Genomic DNA, 19003 nt, shown 5'->3' with positions numbered 1-19003 from the left:
ATTGGCTCGACATGATCCCAGTGGCCGGATAATTTCCTGACATGTTCATAAGCTTCTTCTCCGAACTGAAAGCTGCCGGCGTGCCGGTTTCCTTGCGGGAGTATCTCACGCTCATGGAGGCGCTGGACAATGACCTCGCGGAAAAAAGCGTTGAAGACTTCTACTATCTGGCACGCCTTTGCCTGGTGAAGGATGAAAGCAATCTGGACAAGTTTGATCGCGTTTTTGGACATGTCTTCAAAGGTCTTGATCTCCTAAGCGAGGTTCCAACTGAAGACATTCCCGAAGAATGGCTCCGCCGGTTGGCCGAAAAGCACCTCAGCGAAGAAGAAAAAGCACAGATTGAGGCTCTAGGCGGTTTCGACAAGTTGATGGAAACCTTGCGCGAACGCCTGAAAGAGCAACAAAAACGACATCAGGGCGGAAACAAGTGGATCGGCACCGCCGGCACGTCGCCCTTTGGCGCGTATGGCTACAATCCCGAAGGGGTCCGTATCGGACAACACGAAAGCCGGCATAGACGCGCCGTCAAGGTCTGGGACAAGAGAGACTTCAAGGATCTGGATGACAACCAGCTTCTCGGCACGCGAAACATTCAAGTCGCCCTGAAACGCCTGCGCAACTTTGCAAGAACAGGCGCAGCAGATGAACTTGATCTCGATGACACCATCCGGTCAACCGCACATAAGGGACTTTTGGACATAAAGATGCGACCGGAACGGCACAACGCCGTCAAGGTGCTTTTGTTCTTCGACATCGGCGGTTCGATGGACGACCACATCAGAATTTGCGAGGAACTGTTTTCCGCGGCCCGGTCTGAATTCAAGGTCATGGAGCATTTCTACTTCCACAATTGCCTGTACGAATATGTCTGGAGAGAAAATCGCCGCCGCCACACGGAACGCATTCCGACCATGGATGTGCTGCACAAATATCCGGCGGACTACAAGATCATCTTCGTCGGTGATGCATCGATGAGCCCTTATGAAATTGCCTACCCTGGCGGATCAGTCGAGCATTGGAACGAAGAAGCCGGGGCGACATGGATGCAGCGCGTAACCGGCCTTTATAAAAGTGCCGTTTGGTTGAACCCGGTGCGTGAAGAGCATTGGAACTATACCCATTCCATAGAAATGCTGAACGAACTCATGGAACGTCGCATGTTCCCAATGACCGTCGAGGGTCTCTCGGACGCCATGAAGGAACTGGCGCGTTGATCAACCACGCCCGCCCCCCTTAACGGGCTGATCGCCAGTACCCTCAAGATCGCGCAAATCAGGTGGAGTTAGTTTCGTGACGGAAACGGCCAGACAGTCCTCGAAAGTGACCCAAACAACGCACGCCACGACGACCGGGATGGTGGGCGGTGGCTTCTATGATGAAAATTCAGCACCTCAGTGGCGTGCGATTGAAGCTGTCTTTCCGCTCATCGGCAACGCAATGGCAACTCTTGAGGTCGAAAACGAAGGGACGATCAGGCTTGCCGACTTCGGCTGCTCTGAAGGACACAATTCCATTGCGGTCATGACTGAGGCGCTCAACACGTTGTTGCCCCGCACGTCGCGTTCCGTTCAAACGATCCACTCGGATCTGCCGACAAATGATTTTTCAAAACTGTTCCTGAACCTTCGCCCGGTTGGCCGCAGCGTATATGGCAGTGAAAGGGTCTTTTCCTGCGTTGTTGCGGGCTCCATGTACGACCAGCTGGTTCCCAACCGCTCACTTCATCTGGCTATGACTTTCAATGCGATTGGCTTCCTCTCGCGCCGTCCCTTGCGACAGCTGCCAGACTACATCTTTCCCAATGGCCCAAGCGCCGCACGGTCAAACGGGAAAGTTTCCGAAACGGATCGCCAGACATTTGCCGATCTTGCCAAACAGGACGTCGCCGATTTTCTCAAAGTCCGTGCTCGGGAGTTGGCCCCTGGGGGTAAGCTGATTGTGCAGGTTTTTGGCCGCGACAGCGATGCGAGCACCAGCGACGGGATCTATGACTTGCTCAATGACGCGATTCTGGCATTCGTTGAAAGTGGCGAAATTTCGAGAGAAGCCTACGCAAGCTACTACCAGCCAGTTTACATGAGATCGTTGGAAGAATTGACCGTTCCCGCCACAGATCCCTCATATGCGGTTTCAGACTTGTTCAAACTCGACCAAAGCATGTCTTATGAGGTGCCGGTGCCTTTCAACGAAGCGTTTCAGCAAGACAGTGATCTGACGCAGTATGCTGCGTGCTACGTCAATTTCTTTCGTGCCTTTACTGAAGCCGTTTTAAAAAATGCCCTGCCCGACAACGCTGAGAGAGACCAACTCGTGGACAGGGTCTATGCCAAGGCTCTGGAATTGCTCAAGGCGAACCCGGAAGCCTATCCATTCCGCTATATGGCGGTCGCCATGCTGCTGACCCGAAAGGTTTAGGCTGCGTCTTCGGTGTGCTCAGCATCGTCTTGCTTTTTCGCATTGGCCTCGTGGTCTTGTGCAGCTTCTTCGCGCAAGAGCTCAAGATCGTCTGCAGTTTCATTGAAATCAGAGCGTGCCACCGTGACACGGTTGCGGCCGTTGTCCTTGGAAAGATACAAGGCATCGTCCGCGGACTTCATAATGTCCTGAGGCATGCGGCCATGGTTTGGATATCCTGCCACACCGCATGACACCGTGATTTTCGGCAGGCTTTTTTCGCCATAACGCACTACGATTTTTTCAATTGCCATTCTGACTGTTTCAGCAACGGCTTCGGCATGAGACAAGGAAGTTTCGGGAAGAAGAACCATGAACTCCTCGCCGCCCAATCGGCACGGCATCTGATCGCCGTCGCAGATTTCTTCCAGCGTCGATCCGACTGCACGCAACACCATGTCGCCTGCATCGTGACCATAGTTGTCGTTGAATTTCTTGAAGTGGTCGACATCAATCGAAACCAGTGAGATCGGCTGACCACTGTGCTGAGAGCGTTCAAGTCCTGATCTGAGCACATCAATGAAATGCCGTCTGTTGAAAAGGCCTGTCAAAGGATCTCTTATCGACTTGTTGTGCAGTTCATCGCGCATGCGCGTGTTCGCGATCGCAAGGCTCACTTGCTCGGCGGCCATCTGAGCAAGTTTTCGCTGAGACAGAAATTCCTCATTGCTGGCACCGGCAGCTGGTGAAAGATGCATCAATCCAACGGTCTCACCATGTGCCAGGATCGGCAAGCAGAGATAAACGTTGTCTGCAAGGTCAGGAGCGACATGACTACAGCGGAAACTGACCTCGTTGTCGCCATAGACGTAAGGTCTACCACGACGCAGTCCCCAGCAGGAATTGGGCCGAATATGCGCCTCCAGGGTACCACCATTCCAGGTACAGGCCCCGTCGAGCACATCGCGTGAGTTTGAATAAACATAGACGGCGCCCGCACTGCTCGGCAGCAATTTGGTCATGAACAGGCTGACCATTTCAAACAACTCGTCCAGCGAGCTGCTCGACTGCAGCCATTCGTTCAGCTCGGACAAAAGGCGAATTTCCCGCGTCAGTTCCGCTTGTCTTTCAATTTCAATGCGCTCTTGTTCCTTGACGCTGATAAGGTGAGCCTTGAACGCCCTGAAGGCACGGCCGATATCACCGATTTCATCGCTCCGGTCCACGGGCAATTCAGCATCAAAGTCATTCCTGGAGAGGCGGCGAAGTGCGTTCACGACTTCAAGCAACGGCGCACCTATTGCCCATCGCCCGAGCCACATTGCCAACAGGACGGAAAACCCGGCTGCACCCAAAGAAATCAGAATAGTGAAGCGGATGGCATTCTGCTCGTGCTTCGCCGCCGCTTTCGCAGCACTTTCCGCAAGCGCCTGCACTCGGAACAAAAGTTGTTCAAGTTCCATGTTGAACTTGGAATGCGTCCCACTGACCTCCTGCAACAGGCTTTCAGCCTCAAGGCTGTCCCCTCGTTTGGACTTGCTCAGTATCTTGGAGACTGCAACAGAATAGTCTTCGTGTTCCTGCCCGATCGCTTTGATGGTTCGCAGGACAGTTTGAAATTCCGTGACCTGCGCTTCGGTGCTCGCAAGGGAAATGCCTTGATCTGCAATATCAGCGACTTGGGCAAATTCGCCGGTTATTTTCCCACCCAGGTAAAGAATCCTTGCTTCTGTTTTGGCACGTTCGTCTTCGGTTTCGATTTCCCGGCCTTCAATCCCGATCAAGCTCATCCGCATCAATCGTTCAACCAGAATGGTTTGCTCAAGCCTGTGGGCCGTCACGTGTCCGATTGCATCCGTCAGTGGCACCTCAGCTTCGGCAATGAACTCAATTTCCTGGCCGATTTTGCGGATTTGATAGACGCCAACACCTGACGCTGCGACAACAAACCCAACGCAGATTGCGACAATACCCAACAATTTGGCGGTGATTGAATACCGAAAAGCCGAACGCATGCGCATCTTTAACTCCATACCATCGGCACAGAGCTTTACTTAAAGTTGTTAAATTTGACTTATGTAACGCTGAAAAGAAAATTGACAGTTTTACCTAACTTGAAAAAATCACGGAGTTTATGATTAACAAATAATTGCAGTGTACTACGCGGCAACAGTAAATGGCTTGATCAATGAAATTATGCGAGACACCGCTCGACAATGAATGCGCCCTCCCTCACATTGGGGCAGGCGCACTCCTCGCAGGTATGTTTAAGGTGTTGTCAGACCCTCAACTGCCGCGCAACACCAGCACCGAACATGGCGCGTGACGGACGATATGTGCCGCGTTGGAACCGATGAAGTAAGTTGACAAGCCGGGTTTGTGCGATGTCATCAATATGAGGTCGCAGTCAGACTTCTCCGCTTCTTCAATCACCTCATGGTAGACAGACCCCATCCGAACCATCAGGTCGATTGTACCTTCCGGAACATCCAGTTTCGACCCGATCTGTTCAAGTACCGTTGCAGTTTCCTTGAATTCTCTCTCTTGCCAGCCGTCCGGAAGCTGACTGGCAACGAAGCTCTGCACTTCCGGACACACAGCCATCAAGTGGATCTTGGAACCGTAGTCACGCGCCATTTGCGCTGCTTTGGCTAGCGCTTGCTCTGCAAATGCGGGTTCGCCGGGATCGACGGGAACGAGGATTTTCTTGAACATGACAAGTCTCCCTGAAGAGTGGTGTTGCCATACTCTTGGCGCTCCATGACACAATTCGCCATGAGGCAGATCAATCCCCTGAAAGGTCTCCAAAATAGCGCCCTGGCGTTACCCCGAAAGCTTTCCTGAACGTTGAAACGAACGCACTCGGCCCTTCGTAGCCAAGTTTGTGGGAAACATCCGAGACGCTGCGCCCCGCCGCAAGCAATTCAAGCGCTCTGAACAGTTTCACCTGACGGCACCAGGTCCGGTAGTTCAAACCGGTCTCTGCCTTGATCCTCCTTTCAAAAGAGCGAACGGATGTGGCGCAACGGCCTGCCGCCTCTTCAAGTGAGGGGATATGTGCCGGGCAACGAACCACTGCTTCACACAATTCCCGCAGCCTTGCGTCCTGAGGCATCGGCAACTGCAATGGCGCGGCCGGCAACATCTTGAGTTGATCCAAAATCACCGCAGCCAGACGGCCGGCAGGACCGCATTCGGTTTCAGATCTCGGATAGGACATGAACTCCAGTATCAAGGCTCTGAGCAGAGTGGTCACCTGCATCACCTGAGGTGTGGTCGGCAAATCCCTCGCATACTCGAGCTGGACATAGACATAGCGAATTTCGGTCTCTGTCAGGTATCTCGTTTGATGTTCTACACGCGGGGGTAGCCAGACCGCACGCTCTGGAGGGGCAAAGAATGTGCCCATTTCTGTGTCGATCGCAATCGACCCCGTGACCACGTGGAACAATTGCGCGCTGTCGTGAGAGTGCCAGCCATTGTGACCTATTCCGGCAGGTGCACTGTTGGCATATCCGATGAGTGGCCCTGAGACAGCCCCTACAGGAAACTCCGACAGCTCCGGATGAATGGCCATTTTCGTTCTCCAAACAATTGGCGAGCCTCAAGAATGCACCGCTTGAACAAGCCATGTGCTGCCGTTTCCTTGACCCAGAGGCAATAGTGGCCCCGTTTCTAGCGGCAGCTTTGGCAACTCAGAAACATATCATGACAAAACAGCGCTAACACGCAGTTTCTATTTGAAGCTAGAAGCAAGTCACTTTCCTGATGGACAGTTTCTCATCGACGGTTTCTGAATGACCTATTTCACGCAAAATTCACATCCCAATGAAATCACGGGCTGGCGCTCTCCCGTTGTTCTGTTGATGATCATGGCCGGTGCCATGCAGCTTTCCTTTGCTGCCTGGTGGAACCTGATGAACAATTTTGCGGTCAATGAGCTGGACTTCACCGGCCGCGAGATCGGAATTCAGCAATCCATCCGCGAAATCCCCGGTTTCCTGAGTTTTCTGGCCGTTTATCTGCTCTTCGTCATGCGCGAGCAAACGCTTGCTTATGTGTCTTTGCTGCTGCTCGGGTTCGGAGTTGCCATTACCGGCTATTTCCCAACAGCCATGGGCTTCTACATAACCACGTTGATCATGTCGATCGGCTTCCATTACTACGAGACGATGGCGCAGTCCCTGTCACTGCAATGGCTGCCGAAGGCCACAGCGGCGGCCAGCCTGGGCAAGATTATCTCTGTCGGCGCATTTGCGCAGCTTGTTGCTTACGGCCTGATTTTCATTGCGTGGAAGACCTTTGACCTGTCGTTCGCAACCGTCTTTGCGATTGCAGGCGGCCTGACCCTGGTCGTGCTTGCTTTTCTGGTGATGGCCTACCCGCACTTCCGGGAAGGCGTGCCACAGCACAAGAAACTCATTCTGAGAAAAAGGTACTGGCTCTTCTACGCCCTCACCTTCATGGCCGGTGCCCGCCGGCAGATTTTCACCGTCTTTGCCGGTTTCCTCATGGTCGAGCGCTTCGGATACGACGTTCACGAGGTTGCTGGACTGTTTCTGCTGAATGGCGCCTTCAACATGGTTCTGGCTCCGAAGATCGGCAAGCTGATCGTACGATTTGGAGAACGAAAGGCGTTGATCCTGGAATATGTTGGCTTGGTCGGGGTCTTCGTCTGCTACGCCTTCGTGACCAATGCGACGCTGGCGGCAAGCCTTTATGTGATCGACCATGCATTTTTTGCGATTGCGATCGCGATAAAGACCTATTTCCAGAAAATAGGTGATCCGGCGGATATCGCACCGACTGCCGGTGTTGCTTTCACCATCAACCACATTGCAGCCGTCTTCATACCAGTGCTGTTCGGTTTCATCTGGCTTGTTTCACCTGCCGCTGTTTTCCTGGCCGGTGCTGCAATGGCCGCCGTCAGCCTGTTCCTGGCCACGATGATCCCAAGCAAGCCCGAAGAAGGCAAGGAAGTCGACTTCTGGTTTCGCAAGCAGACAGCTCAGCCAGCCGAATAGGGCATCAGAGCCAAGCTGACATAAACAGCACATGCGGGACGGCGTCTACCGCAGCCCCGTGATCAGAAAATCGTCATTGAAACAATGTATTTAGATCTTCCGCCGATAAGCGATCAGGCCTGCCGTTCAGGAACATGAACGACAAGACCGTCCAGCTCCGCAGATACCTGGATCTGACAGGAAAGGCGCGAAGTCGGCTTGACGTCATACGCAAAGTCCAACATGTCCTCTTCCATCGGCTCGGGCGCACCGGTCTTTGAAGACCAGGCATCATCGACATAAACATGACACGTTGCACAGGCGCAGGCGCCACCGCACTCGGCCTCGATGCCCTGCACCATGTTCTTGATTGCGTTTTCCATCACCGTAGAGCCTTCGGCGGCATCAACTTCGGTCCGGTTTCCGTCTGCGGTGATAAAAGTGATCTTCGGCATATGTCGCGTCCAAGCCCTAGATTGCGGTTCCAGCTGCCCCGAAATAAAGCTTCCGTGCAAAAGGTCAAGGACCATGCAGACTTCATGGGTGTGCATGCGACGAATTCGACCGCTTGGAACGCACTCTGAGTTTGGCGGCTTCCCGCTTACCCTTCCAGGAGATCCCTGATGTACTTGTTGGCTTCGTCTACAGCCGCAACAAGACTTTCGGTCGCTGCGTCCGTTGTCGATTGCATCCTGCCCTCAAGGTTCTCGCAAACATTCGCAACGCGGTCCGCGCCGATCGCTCGCGCGGATCCTTTAAGCGTATGAACAAGATCAAGGCGCACCGATCGGTCCGTTTCTTGAGCCAACCGTTCCAGCGTTGAACACGATTGCGACTTGAAAAGGTGCAAAACCTGGACTTCCAGGTCACGGTTTCCAAGGGTGTTTGTCGCCAGTTGCACCAGATCGATGGGTGCTTCCAGTGCGACCCGGCCGGCAACGCGGGCCATGGATGAAGGGGCCATTAGGGGTGCTCCAAACTACTCAATACCTGCCTGACGGCACCCGGCCGCAAGCAACTGCTGACAACGAGCGTGCCCTCCAAGCAGCAAACACCGGGTTAAATCAGCTCGGCAAAGGCGCAGAAGCGGCCGATGTCCCCAAAAAATTGAAATCTTGGTTAACGCAGTTTCACGCAGCTCTTAAAGAGAGTTTAAAAAAGTCCTTGCAATTCCGTCATTTCACCGAAGTTGCAAATTCCTGAATTCAGGTTTTGCCGTTAACTTTTTCCCTTCTTTTGACTTGCGGAGAGCACTTCAATTGCGGCAGGCGTCAATTTGCAAACAAGCCAGTCAGGCTTGATTGGGTTGAAAAACCAAGGCTCTGCCCAGCCTGCCTCTATGCAGGCACGGATGGTGCGGGCTGGAATTTCCCGCCCGTTATCGTCGAAGAGCGGCAGCTTGCCGCCCGGTTGCGAAAGGCCTTTTTTCAACCAACGCTTTTGTGGAGCCGTCAGATTACCCGCTTTAAGCGAAGCGGAAACTGCTCCTTTTCCAGCGTCTTTCGACACTCTGACCTGCTTCGATTCCGGCATTCAAACTGCCCCCTAAGTGACTCACGCTATTGCCGTTTCTTGTTCGTTAGGAGAGATTGTGCCATTACAGTAACTGATGCGGCAAGATGGGGAGTGAACCGTCGAACGGAAAGTTCGCGGTCGGTCAGCGGCGGCCCTCCTCTAAGAACAGATTTTGTGGCGTTGCAGTGTCTGCAACGGCCCCAGAAGCGACGCATCCGGTAGGTACTGTTTGGAGCTGCTTTTGCAGCTTCGCTGAAATACCGGTGTGTAATGAGTACGGACGTGAGGCGATCCTAAATGGCAAATCCGACAAAGGCGAAAGATCCGGCGGAAGCGGCACTGTCTGCGGTTGAAGAAGCCCTGAAACTCGATTTCGGTGGCCCTGAAGCCGGGACTGCGGAAGCGGCACCTGAGGCGAGCGCAGCTGCTGATGCAGAGCAAGCGCGTGCTCAGCAGGCAGATAACCGGGCATCTCAGCGCGAGGAGCGCCAGTCTCGCAGGCGCGGACGCGGCGGACGCCCACCGGCTGCCAATGACGATCGCCGGAACATCGGCAGCTTGATCTATGCGCTTCAGCGCCGCCCGTCTTCAGCACCATTCTGGGGTGCCCTTGCCCTGAGTGCCGTCTGGGCAGCCCTCGGTGGCAGTCTCTTCATGACCGCCTTCTCAGACAAGGTCGCCTCGTTAACCGATCCGCAGGTGCTGACGTCTTCGCCGGAAGTCATCCTGGCGGTCGTTGGAATTGTCGTCCCCATTATCTTTTTCTTTGTCATGGCCATGATGATCTGGCGCGCGCAGGAAATGCGTATTGTCGCCCGCGGTATGACCGAAGTTGCTTTGCGCCTTGCTGAACCAGAAGACATGGCGAAGGAATCCATTCTCAGTGTCGGCCAGGCCATCCGCCGCGAAGTAGCGGCAATGGGCGATGGCATTGAACGGGCGATTGCCCGTGCAAGCGAGCTTGAAGTTCTCGTGCATAACGAGGTTTCTTCGCTCGAACGCTCCTATAATGACAATGAACTCAAAATCCGCGGCCTGATCGAGGAATTGGTCAGCCAGCGTGAGTCCATCGTGATGAATGCTGAGCGCGTTCGCGAAACCATTGCTGGAGCGCACGAGAAATTCTCTTCGCAACTGTCAAACACATCTGGCGAGCTTGGAACAACGGTCGATCAGGCTACCCAGCGATTGACAGACGCAGTCAACAATCGCGTCGAAGAGCTTACATCGACGGTCGACTCGCGCATTGAATCCCTTGGAGCAACGCTGAATGCCTCCGGCAACGAACTGGTCGACAGTCTGACCGTGCGTGCCGAAGACTATGTTGCCCGCCTGTCCACAACAGGTGGTGAACTGGTCGACAACCTTGCTGAAACCGGCGCCACAATGTGGGAGACGCTGTCGACGCGCGGCAACGAAATCAATGACCGGTTTGCCGATACAGCAAACACGTTTGTTGAAACGCTTTCCGCACGCAGCACCGACATCAATGACACGATGACCACGTCCAGCACGTCGGTGATCGAAACCTTGAGCAGCAAGGCGGACGAATTCCGGTTGACTCTGGAAACAACCGGCAACTCAGTTGGTGAAGTGATCACCCAGCGCGGTGAAGAGATCAACGCCAACCTGTCGCTGACGTCCGGTCGCCTGATCGACACCATCACTTCCCGCACCGAGGAGCTGGTGTCCACAGTCGATACGCGCGTCAACACGCTCGACCAGTCTCTCGCGGAGACCGGAAACCGGGTCGTCGACAGCATTTCCGAAAAAGGTCAGAACGTCACCGACACCATCTCCATCCGGGGCGCTGAAATTGTCGAAACGCTTTCCAGCCGCTCAACCGAGGTTGCAGAAATCCTGCGCGGGACCGGCGAAAGCATTGTGGTCGACCTGTCCCTGCGCGGTGGCGAGATTGCATCCAAGCTGGACGAAACAGCTGGGTCTCTCACACAGACCATTTCCGTTCGCGGCGGTGAATTGGCGGAGAAGCTCGACACGATTTCCGAGCGCATCTACACGGCGATATCGATCAATGGCGCTGAACTTGATGAGCGTTTGACGGCCCGCAGCAACGAAATGGCGACCATGCTTGAGCAGCAGACGGTCGGCTTCCGAGACACGCTGGAAGGCGTTTCAACCCAGTTTGCAGCGAGCCTAGGCGAACAGACTGGTAACCTGACGCACAAACTCGCTGAGACCGGTACACAGCTGGCTGAACTCATCGGGAGCCGCGGCGACCGAGTGGCAGGTGATATCAATCAGATCAGCGGTGAGATCGCCGAAACACTTGAAGTGCGCGGACTGGCCCTGCAAGAAGGCCTTTCAACACGCCTCACGGAGCTGGAATCCATCGTTACCGACAAGGGTGGTCAGCTGGTCGATTCATTCGACACCAAGACGCTCCTTCTGTCTGAGGCGCTCGACTCGCGCCTGTCCACGCTCGACACCACATTTGCCGCGCGGATCGACACGATGGACGCATCCCTCGGCAATCGCATCACCGCGATGGACACCTCTCTCGACCAGCGTTTCTCAACCATGGACGCAACGCTCACCGACCGCATCAGCACCATGGATGCGTCATTGGAACAGCGCGTCGGATCCCTGGACAGTTCACTGAGCGAGCGTATCGCCACGATGGACTCTTCGCTTGGCAGCCATATCAACACGTTGGACCTGACACTGGATCAGCGCACCGCTGCCTTTGAAGCAACGCTGGAAGCCCGTACACAGATCCTGTCAGATGCCATCGAGAACCGGACAACCGGTATCAGCGAAGCACTGGAAGAAAAGACCCGCAACATCACCGACATTCTGGCGGACCGCTCCGATGCGATCACGTTGCAACTCGGTCAGCGGATCGAATCTGCCGGTAACACGCTTGCCGATCGCGCAGAGGAAATCGGTCAGAACCTGTCGACCCGTGTCGATGGCGCCGCCACGGCAATGGCCGACAAGGCTGAGCTCATTTCGGCCTCGATGACCAGCGGCACCGATCGCATCGACGAAACACTGGACGCGCGTGCGCGCCAGATTTCCGAAACGCTTATTTCCCGCACCAAGGAAATCGCCCAGGCCTTCGTCGAAGGTCAGGATGAAATGACGTCGGCGCTCGACAACAGGCTTGCAGAAGCCGGCAATGTCCTAGGCAAGCAGAGTGAGCAACTGACGGAATCGCTTTCAGAGCGCATTGCGGAAATCAACGTTTCGCTCGGCGCCAAGGTGTTCGAAGTTGCCGAAACGCTCGACAGCCGCGCAACACAGCTGGAAACGATCCTCAACGAGCGGCTGGAGAGCATCTCCGGCACTCTCACCGGTGAAAGCGAGCGCGCGCGCGACATCCTGACGGCCGTGATCTCCGAAGCAGGTGCAACCCTGTCCACCGAGAGCACACGTTTGCGCGATGTGGTTCAGGAAGCGGTTACAGCCGCTGTTCAGACGCTTGCCGACGAGCGCACCAAAACCGTTGAGATCGTTGACGGCGCTTTGAGCCAGGCGACTGAGAAGCTCACCGGCGAAGGCGATCGCATGCGCCAGATCGTTCTGGGATCCGTAGGCGAAGCCCGCGGCGTGCTGGCTGGCGAAAGCCAGAAGGCAGCCGATGCGGTAACTACAGCGATGCAGCAGGCAACCGGGGCAATGTCCGGCGAAAGCGGCAAGATCCGCGAACTGGTTTTGGCCGCAGTAACCGATGCGGCTCGGGCCATGGGCGCCGAGAGCGAAAAGGCCCGCACACTCTATGCCGGTACATTGGCCGAGTTCACGGGTTCCCTTACCGGCGAAAGCGAGAAGGTTCGCGGCGAATTGTCCGGCCTGATCGCCGAGATCTCCGGCAACCTTTCAGCCGAAAGCGAGCAGGCACGCCTGACCCTCGCAAAGACACTGGAAGAAATCCGCGGCCAGATGTCGAACGAAGCAGGCATGGTCCGCGCCCGCGTCAACAGTGCGGTTTCGGAAGCTGCCGATCTTCTGGTTGGCCGCGGCAACGAAGTGGCAAACGAACTGCTGAGCAAGGCCACAAGCCTGAACGAGGCGTTTGGTGCACGCTCTGGTGAATTGGCCAAGATTGTCGGTACGGACGGCAATGAGCTGATCAATGCTATCGAGACACGTGCCAGCGACCTCACCGGTCGTCTGTCAGAAGTCCACAACGCCATCCTTGAGGCCATTACCGTCAAGGGTCGCGACGTGACCGATACATTTGCGCACACAGGCCTCGACGCGACCCGTTCGCTCGTCGAAGCAGGTGACCGGATTGTTGCCAGCATCAACGAGCGCAGTGATCAGGCCACGACGCTGCTGACCGACACCAAGCGCAGGCTGGAAGCGGACGTGACCGAGATCCTCAACAAGATTGAGCACTCCAACTCCAACCTTCAGTCAATCGTCAGTGTCGCTGGCGAGAACCTGACGGAAGTGGAAGGCAATCTGGCACGTCGCGCAGGCGAGTTCCGCTCCGCCGTCGATCGCGCCGTCCAGGAAACCAACTCTACAACCACCCTGATCGGCGAACAGGTTTCCAATCTGCGGGATGTCACAGACACCACCCTTGCCGATATCCGGAACCTGACCGGCCGCTTTACCGACCAGTCGGAGGAGCTGACCAAGGCTGCGCGTCATCTGGAAGACACAAACACCTCGGTGGAGAGCCGTGTTTCCGAGCGCCGCACTGCCATTGAGGACGTTGCCGATACATTGCTGGCAAAAACGGAAGCGGTCGATACGCTTATGCGATCGTTCACGCAGACCCTGTCGGATACGCTGGAATCGGCTGACGACAAAGCACGCGATGCGGCCAACATGCTGGGCGCAGCAGCGGAAGCAGCATCCAAACAGGTTGCCGAGCAGTTTGAATCGATGCGCCTGACGGCAGGCATGGAAGGCCAGAAGGCAAGGGATGCCATCCGGTCGGCTCAGGATGACATCATCTCTGAAATGACCCGCACCGTCAGCGATGCTTCCGAACGCTTCAATGATGCCGCCGGTCGCATGCGCGACGTTGCACGCGAAGTGCATCGTGAGCTGGAGGCAACACGGAGCGAACTCAAACAGGGCGTTCTTAACCTGCCGGATGAAGCGGAAGAGTCTTCTGCAGCCCTCCGCAAGGTGGTCAACGAGCAGATCCGCGCCCTGACCGAGCTCTCCGAGATTGTGGCCAAGCAGTCCAACGCGCTGGACATTTCAAAGCCGCAGGCTCAGGTCGCGACAGCGAGCGCCGCCCCTGCCCCGCAACCGGCTCCGCAAGCGGCCCCGGCAAGCTTTGCTCCTGTGGCACCTGCGAGCGAGCAACGCCCGCAGCAAACCCGGCCAGCCGAGCCTCGCCGTCAAAAACCGGCCCCGGCGCCGGCAGCCAGCGGTGGGTCAAGCGGCAAAGGATGGGTCGCAGACCTCTTGCGCCGCGCGTCGAGCGATGACGATGCCGGGTCGGACACGGATATGAGCCGGACCCCTTTGCAGACAGTTGAAAGTCTGAACTCGCTCTCCGTCGACATTGCACGCGCAATTGACCATGAGACCTTCATCGACTTGTGGAACCGCTACCGTGCTGGAGAAAGGCATGTGTTTACACGCCGCCTCTACACCCTTCAGGGCCAGCAGACCTTTGACGAAATTCGTCAGAAGTATTCCCGCGATCCTGAGTTCCGAACTGCAGTCGAGCGCTATGTTGCAGATTTCGAGCAGTTGCTGGCTCAAGTCTCCCGCAACGACCGTGACAACATGCTTGGTCAGACCTACCTGACCTCCGACACCGGCAAGGTCTACACGATGCTTGCACATGCAAGCGGTCGTCTCGACTGATCAAATCGCCAAACTCGAAAACGAAAAAGGGTGGCCTGTGGCCGCCCTTTTTTTGAGCCATTTGCTTAAGAAGTTGGCTATATTCAGTCGCTTAAGCCCAGAAGTATCGGGCATACCTATCGTTGAAAAAGACCGGGTGTTCCCGTGCGGCTAATCAAGCGACAGAACTTTCGGACAGGTCCGAAAGGTTGCCCCTGATCTGCTCAATCACGCGCAGAAAATCCGTGATGTCCTGATCCGTCAGCCCGGCAAGCATCTGGCTCTCGACGGCTTTGAGTTTCGGAGCGAGATCTTGAAAGACCTCTCTGCCCGAAGCTGAAAGCTCCAGCAGGAAACTGCGTCCGTCGGCTTCATTGGTTTCGCGTGTCAGAAAACCGCGTTCTTCCATGCGTTTGACCGCTCGGCTTACAACAACTTTGTCCATACTGGAACGCGTTACGATTTCTGTTGCCTGCAATCCAGTTGTCGCGGAGCCGAGGATCGCCATAATCCGCCACTCAGCGGGCATCATGCCATAGTCGCGCTGATAAACGGCAGCGAGTGCTCTTGTGACGTCGGAATAAAAGACGCGCACCTGATAGGGAAAGAAACTTTCCAGGTCGAATTCTGAAGTCTGTTGTTCTTTGCCGGCAACTTTCGTCAGACTGTCTGACCTGTCAGCACCAGTTTCGCGCTGCCTTTTCATTGCATTCCACTAAGACCGGTTGTTTTCTGCCGTCATCTTAAAGGCGACTTAGTTGCACTTGCAACTTGATCACTTGTTGATGACACAGGCTCTTGGCTGCGAAAGCGTGAAATTGTTAGCTTATGCGGAGAAAAGAGTGCTGAGAACCTTCGTCAGACGTTGCGGAGCGTCCAGGCAGCCATCTCCGCAAAAACGCGATCAGCTGACGTGTTCATGGCTTCAACAGCCTTGTCGACCGAAGTGCTGCCTGACGGGGTCTCTGCGCGGAAAACCTTGGTTGCGACGGTGCGGCCATTGCGATCGTTCACAACCCGAGCCGAGATCTCTACAACACCGCGATTGGCGCCTTCGACCCTGAGTTCGAATGCCCGGATTTCCGTCTGCAACTGATAGTCGATCAACAGGCCATCACCAGGCAACCCAACTCCACGTAAACGGCCGGTATTCTGGAGTGTCTCCACCAGTTTCAACTGGACCACATTGGGCAAGGTGTCCGCCCATGCACTGTTCGGGAAATAGCTGTAGATCGGTCCCTTGTCGACAACAGCGATGTAGCTTGAATCGAGCGCCTTTAATGCTCTGGGTGACGCCACAAGCACCTGAACTCTGCTCGACCGGCCAGCCAAACCACCGACATCAGCGGCCTCGATGCTGTAAAACGCTGAAGGTGCAGAGCTTGCACAACCGGACACAAGCACACCAAGCCCGAGCGCGCCAAGTACGCGCCTACGGCTTATGTCTGTGGTTGCCTTTGTCATATACCCTGCCTTCTTTATCTTCCTGTCAGCGCCGCCGGCCACCCGAGTAGGTCGGCACATCCTCACCGCCAAAGATTACCCTGTTGGGACTGCGCTCAAAGCTTTCTGCTGCACGTTGAATAGAAACCAGCGTCCGGTTGAGCTGCGCCAGTGCGGAGGCAAAGTCTGTTGAACCCTGGGTGGCGAATTTTGAAAGTCCGCCTGCAATGGAATCTGCCCGGCTTTCAAATGCCACGGCCACTTTCCGAATGGCCTGTGCTGCAAGTGTTGCTTCCTTGATGAGGCCTTCACCATCGCCATCCACCATGGTCGACACTTTCTCAACAAGGCTCTCCACACGAACAGATGTAGAGTTCAACGTCGCCGTCATTTGTTTGGCATCGGTAATGATCTGGTCGACATCAGGCGTGCGCTTGGAAAGGTTAGCGGTCATCTGTTCGACATTGTCCGCAGCCTGGCGAGCGCTTTCCAGGATTGCCGGTATTCCATCTTCCTGATTGGCAAGGCCAGCAGCTGCCGTCTCGACGGATCCGACGATATTGGCGACTTTGTCAGGGTCCACTGCTATCAGCAGTTCATTTGCGGTTTCAAGCGTCGTTGCAAAACGCTCAGCAGCCGCCTGCACATCGGTGATCAACGCGGCAATCCGGTCATCCTGACCGCGCACAGTCGCCGACACGGCTTCAAAGTTCTGAACCGTTGATTTGGTGGAAGCGATAATCTCGTTGATCTGGCTCTGCTGATTATTGAAATTGTCTATGACACTGGCCACGCCGTCGACAGCGTTTTCAACCGTTTCGGGATCAACGCTTGCCAGGATCTCGTCAACACGCACCAAAGACGCATTCATGCCTTCGGTGAAGGAACTCATCGAATTGACGACCTCTTCAATCTGAAGCGGGTCGATAGCGGCAGCAATTTCAACACCACGCGTCATGATGGCATCCACTTTCACCACCACGTCGCGTCCACCTTCGATGATTTCCTTGATTGCTCCGTCCTGATTCTGAACGGCTGCGACGATTGCGTTGACGTTGTGCATTGTCTCGCTGGTCGAAACGATCAGCTTGTCGATGTCCGCGGTGCGCTTTTCAAGCACCTCGCCAAGCGCGGCCGCTCCCTTCATGACCTTCTCGACTTCTTCCGGCTTGACCGCCTTTACGACGTTGTGGACCTGATCCAGGCCCTCGTTCAGCTTTTTCGTGAAGTTTTCAAGTTCCTGGGCGGCGCCCTGGGCATCTGCCATCAACAAGTCAATATCCTTGCTGGCCTCGCCGAGGCTGGCGGAAAATTCAGTTAGATCGTCAACAATGGCCGTAACCTTGTCGGATGGGACGGCTGCCAGCAGCCGCTCTCCCTGGTCGACCAGCCCTTCCATGCGGCCGGCAAGGTTGGAAAACGCGTCGGATGCTTTTCCGATACTGGCCATGAAATCCTTCACGCCGTCGGAATTGGCCGCCAGCGCCGCTGAAAATGTTTCGGCGTTCGTGATGATTTCAGTTATTGCCGGGCGGTTTTCTTTCAACAGATCGTCGATAGTCTTCATCGTCGAATCTGCACGTTTCAAAACGTCCCGCGCGCCATCAACAATGTCATCAAAGAAGGAGCGTTCCGCATAGATCACCGGAACTTGTTCACTGTCCGGTTTTAGCAGCAATGGCGACGAGCTCGACCCTCCGCTCAAGTCGACATAGGCAACGCCTGTCAGGCCCGTGAAATTCAGGGTAGCTTTGGTATCTTCGTGCAGCGGAGTATTCGGATTGATCCGGACAGTGGCGACCACCTTTGTTGGGTCGCCCGGCGCAAAATCAAGTGATTTGACGTCACCGACCTTGATGCCGTTGAAAAGCACCTGGCCACCGACAGGCAATCCTGTCACGGGTCCGGGGTATACAATCTTCAGCTCAACATTCTGCCTGGATTCAGCGGTAACGGCGAGCCAGTACACAAAGCCGAACGCACCGATCAGGATGGCCACCATGAAGGCACCGATCAGGATGTAGTTCGCGCGGGTTTCCATTCAGTTCAACCTATACTCGGCGCAGCGCCCGCTGCCCCCGGAAATACGCCTGAATCCAGGGATCGTCATTTTTCATCATATCGTCCAGTGTCCCGATGGCCAGAACACGCTTTTTCCCAAGAACAGCAATGCGATCACAGATAGAATGAAGACTATCGAGATCATGTGTGACCATATAAACGGTCAATCCGAGAGTCGAACTCAAGTTTGCAATCAGCGAATCAAAGGCCGCCGCACCGATCGGATCGAGACCGGACGTCGGCTCGTCCAGAAACACCAAATCTGGATCAAGTGCAAGAGCACGGGCCAAACTGGCCCTTTTGACCATGCCGCCGGACAACTCAGAAGGTAATTTGTCGGCCGCATCCTGAGGCAATCCAACCAATTCCAGTTTCAGCGTCGCCAGCTCGTCCATCAGTTGTGCCGACAGTTTCAGGTGTTCGCGCATCGGCACCTGAATATTCTGCTTGACCGATAGAGACGAAAACAACGCACCCTGCTGGAAAAGCACGCCCCATCGGCGTTCAATCGCCTTGCGCTCCGTCACACTGGCCGTGGAAAGGTCATGGCCGAATACCGATATCGACCCGGATCTTTTGCGATTTAGGCCCAAAATCGTGCGCATCAGCACAGATTTACCGGTTCCCGATCCACCGACAAAGCCCAGTACTTCACCGCGACGCACGTCGAGGTCGAGATCCTGCAGAATGATCTTGCTCCCGAACCCTACGGTGACATTGCGTACGGACAGGACATTTCCTGTGCCTTCACTCGTGTCGGCAGTCGTCTTCTCAGCGCTTTCGGGAGCAGTCAGCGTCATGGC

15 protein-coding genes are annotated in these 19003 nt (G+C 55.4%); 5 read left to right on the top strand and 10 right to left on the bottom strand.

Going from position 1 to position 19003, the window contains the following annotated elements; all coding sequences use genetic code 11:
- Nucleotides 1–41: 41 nt before the first annotated feature.
- Together Q0835_RS07290 and Q0835_RS07285 are read left to right on the top strand one after the other, a co-directional pair.
- The gene (locus tag Q0835_RS07290; protein ID WP_298959792.1) at nt 42–1217 is read left to right on the top strand and encodes a VWA domain-containing protein; all 1176 of its coding nucleotides are present in this window, start codon (nt 42–44) and stop codon (nt 1215–1217) included.
- A 76-nt stretch (nt 1218–1293) separates the two neighbouring features.
- Nucleotides 1294–2418 carry a hypothetical protein gene (locus tag Q0835_RS07285; protein WP_298959788.1) on the top strand — a complete coding sequence of 375 codons (1125 nt, stop codon included), beginning with the start codon at nt 1294–1296 and terminating at the stop codon, nt 2416–2418.
- On the opposite strand, the gene Q0835_RS07280 is transcribed toward Q0835_RS07285, so the two are convergent.
- From Q0835_RS07280 to Q0835_RS07270, 3 genes are all read right to left on the bottom strand, one after another.
- Entirely contained in the window at nt 2415–4418 is a 2004-nt protein-coding gene (locus tag Q0835_RS07280) for a diguanylate cyclase (RefSeq protein WP_298959786.1), read from the bottom strand. The genes Q0835_RS07285 and Q0835_RS07280 overlap by 4 nt on opposite strands.
- 265 nt (nt 4419–4683) lie before the next feature.
- Nucleotides 4684–5112 carry a universal stress protein gene (locus Q0835_RS07275; RefSeq protein ID WP_298819398.1) on the bottom strand — a complete coding sequence of 143 codons (429 nt, stop codon included), beginning with the start codon at nt 5110–5112 and terminating at the stop codon, nt 4684–4686.
- A 70-nt stretch (nt 5113–5182) separates the two neighbouring features.
- Complete coding sequence (locus Q0835_RS07270; protein WP_298819396.1) at nt 5183–5974, bottom strand: helix-turn-helix transcriptional regulator; 792 nt, start codon at nt 5972–5974, stop codon at nt 5183–5185.
- A 220-nt stretch (nt 5975–6194) separates the two neighbouring features.
- Between Q0835_RS07270 and Q0835_RS07265 the strand changes: the two genes are divergently transcribed.
- Complete coding sequence (locus Q0835_RS07265; protein ID WP_298959784.1) at nt 6195–7421, top strand: MFS transporter; 1227 nt, start codon at nt 6195–6197, stop codon at nt 7419–7421.
- A 113-nt stretch (nt 7422–7534) separates the two neighbouring features.
- Here Q0835_RS07265 and Q0835_RS07260 read toward each other — a convergent pair whose 3' ends face one another.
- Both Q0835_RS07260 and Q0835_RS07255 read right to left on the bottom strand, forming a co-directional pair.
- A complete protein-coding gene (locus Q0835_RS07260) occupies nt 7535–7855 on the bottom strand; it encodes a 2Fe-2S iron-sulfur cluster-binding protein (protein ID WP_298819392.1) in 321 nt (106 codons plus the stop codon).
- A 146-nt stretch (nt 7856–8001) separates the two neighbouring features.
- Nucleotides 8002–8364: an Hpt domain-containing protein gene (locus Q0835_RS07255; protein ID WP_298819390.1), complete on the bottom strand. Its 363-nt coding sequence runs from the start codon at nt 8362–8364 to the stop codon at nt 8002–8004.
- Between the two features lie 5 nt (nt 8365–8369).
- Here Q0835_RS07255 and Q0835_RS07250 point away from each other — a divergent pair, with 5 nt between their 5' ends.
- Nucleotides 8370–8603, top strand: a complete 234-nt coding sequence (locus Q0835_RS07250) for a hypothetical protein (protein ID WP_298959780.1) — start codon at nt 8370–8372, stop codon at nt 8601–8603.
- 15 nt (nt 8604–8618) lie between these two features.
- On the opposite strand, the gene Q0835_RS07245 is transcribed toward Q0835_RS07250, so the two are convergent.
- Nucleotides 8619–8933, bottom strand: coding sequence for a hypothetical protein (locus tag Q0835_RS07245; protein ID WP_298959778.1), 315 nt, complete (start codon nt 8931–8933; stop codon nt 8619–8621).
- 279 nt (nt 8934–9212) lie between these two features.
- Between Q0835_RS07245 and Q0835_RS07240 the strand changes: the two genes are divergently transcribed.
- Nucleotides 9213–14717, top strand: coding sequence for an antitoxin (locus tag Q0835_RS07240; protein WP_298959775.1), 5505 nt, complete (start codon nt 9213–9215; stop codon nt 14715–14717).
- A 154-nt stretch (nt 14718–14871) separates the two neighbouring features.
- Here the strand turns inward: Q0835_RS07240 and Q0835_RS07235 are convergent, their stop codons facing one another.
- The 4 genes from Q0835_RS07235 to Q0835_RS07220 form a co-directional block, all read right to left on the bottom strand.
- Nucleotides 14872–15402 carry a MarR family transcriptional regulator gene (locus tag Q0835_RS07235; RefSeq protein WP_298819382.1) on the bottom strand — a complete coding sequence of 177 codons (531 nt, stop codon included), beginning with the start codon at nt 15400–15402 and terminating at the stop codon, nt 14872–14874.
- 152 nt (nt 15403–15554) lie between these two features.
- Nucleotides 15555–16160 carry an ABC-type transport auxiliary lipoprotein family protein gene (locus Q0835_RS07230; protein ID WP_298819380.1) on the bottom strand — a complete coding sequence of 202 codons (606 nt, stop codon included), beginning with the start codon at nt 16158–16160 and terminating at the stop codon, nt 15555–15557.
- A gap of 25 nt (nt 16161–16185) precedes the next feature.
- Entirely contained in the window at nt 16186–18180 is a 1995-nt protein-coding gene (locus tag Q0835_RS07225; protein WP_298819378.1) for an MlaD family protein, read from the bottom strand.
- A 10-nt stretch (nt 18181–18190) separates the two neighbouring features.
- Entirely contained in the window at nt 18191–19000 is an 810-nt protein-coding gene (locus Q0835_RS07220) for an ABC transporter ATP-binding protein (protein ID WP_298819376.1), read from the bottom strand.
- Between the last annotated feature and the right edge of the window lie 3 nt (nt 19001–19003).

This window comes from uncultured Roseibium sp., from assembly GCF_947499295.1.
Lineage (GTDB): Bacteria > Pseudomonadota > Alphaproteobacteria > Rhizobiales > Stappiaceae > Roseibium.
This window is presented reverse-complemented; position numbering and strand designations above follow the sequence as displayed.

What these genes read in the sequence shown, in the direction of transcription:
- Q0835_RS07290 (WP_298959792.1), top strand. Translation starts at nt 42, where the DNA reads ATGTTCATAAGCTTCTTCTCCGAACTGAAAGCTGCCGGCGTGCCGGTT.
- Q0835_RS07280 (WP_298959786.1), bottom strand. Translation starts at nt 4,418, where the DNA reads ATGCGCATGCGTTCGGCTTTTCGGTATTCAATCACCGCCAAATTGTTG.
- Q0835_RS07275 (WP_298819398.1), bottom strand. Translation starts at nt 5,112, where the DNA reads ATGTTCAAGAAAATCCTCGTTCCCGTCGATCCCGGCGAACCCGCATTT.
- Q0835_RS07270 (WP_298819396.1), bottom strand. Translation starts at nt 5,974, where the DNA reads ATGGCCATTCATCCGGAGCTGTCGGAGTTTCCTGTAGGGGCTGTCTCA.
- Q0835_RS07265 (WP_298959784.1), top strand. Translation starts at nt 6,195, where the DNA reads ATGACCTATTTCACGCAAAATTCACATCCCAATGAAATCACGGGCTGG.
- Q0835_RS07260 (WP_298819392.1), bottom strand. Translation starts at nt 7,855, where the DNA reads ATGCCGAAGATCACTTTTATCACCGCAGACGGAAACCGGACCGAAGTT.
- Q0835_RS07255 (WP_298819390.1), bottom strand. Translation starts at nt 8,364, where the DNA reads ATGGCCCCTTCATCCATGGCCCGCGTTGCCGGCCGGGTCGCACTGGAA.
- Q0835_RS07245 (WP_298959778.1), bottom strand. Translation starts at nt 8,933, where the DNA reads ATGCCGGAATCGAAGCAGGTCAGAGTGTCGAAAGACGCTGGAAAAGGA.
- Q0835_RS07240 (WP_298959775.1), top strand. Translation starts at nt 9,213, where the DNA reads ATGGCAAATCCGACAAAGGCGAAAGATCCGGCGGAAGCGGCACTGTCT.
- Q0835_RS07235 (WP_298819382.1), bottom strand. Translation starts at nt 15,402, where the DNA reads ATGAAAAGGCAGCGCGAAACTGGTGCTGACAGGTCAGACAGTCTGACG.
- Q0835_RS07230 (WP_298819380.1), bottom strand. Translation starts at nt 16,160, where the DNA reads ATGACAAAGGCAACCACAGACATAAGCCGTAGGCGCGTACTTGGCGCG.
- Q0835_RS07225 (WP_298819378.1), bottom strand. Translation starts at nt 18,180, where the DNA reads ATGGAAACCCGCGCGAACTACATCCTGATCGGTGCCTTCATGGTGGCC.
- Q0835_RS07220 (WP_298819376.1), bottom strand. Translation starts at nt 19,000, where the DNA reads ATGACGCTGACTGCTCCCGAAAGCGCTGAGAAGACGACTGCCGACACG.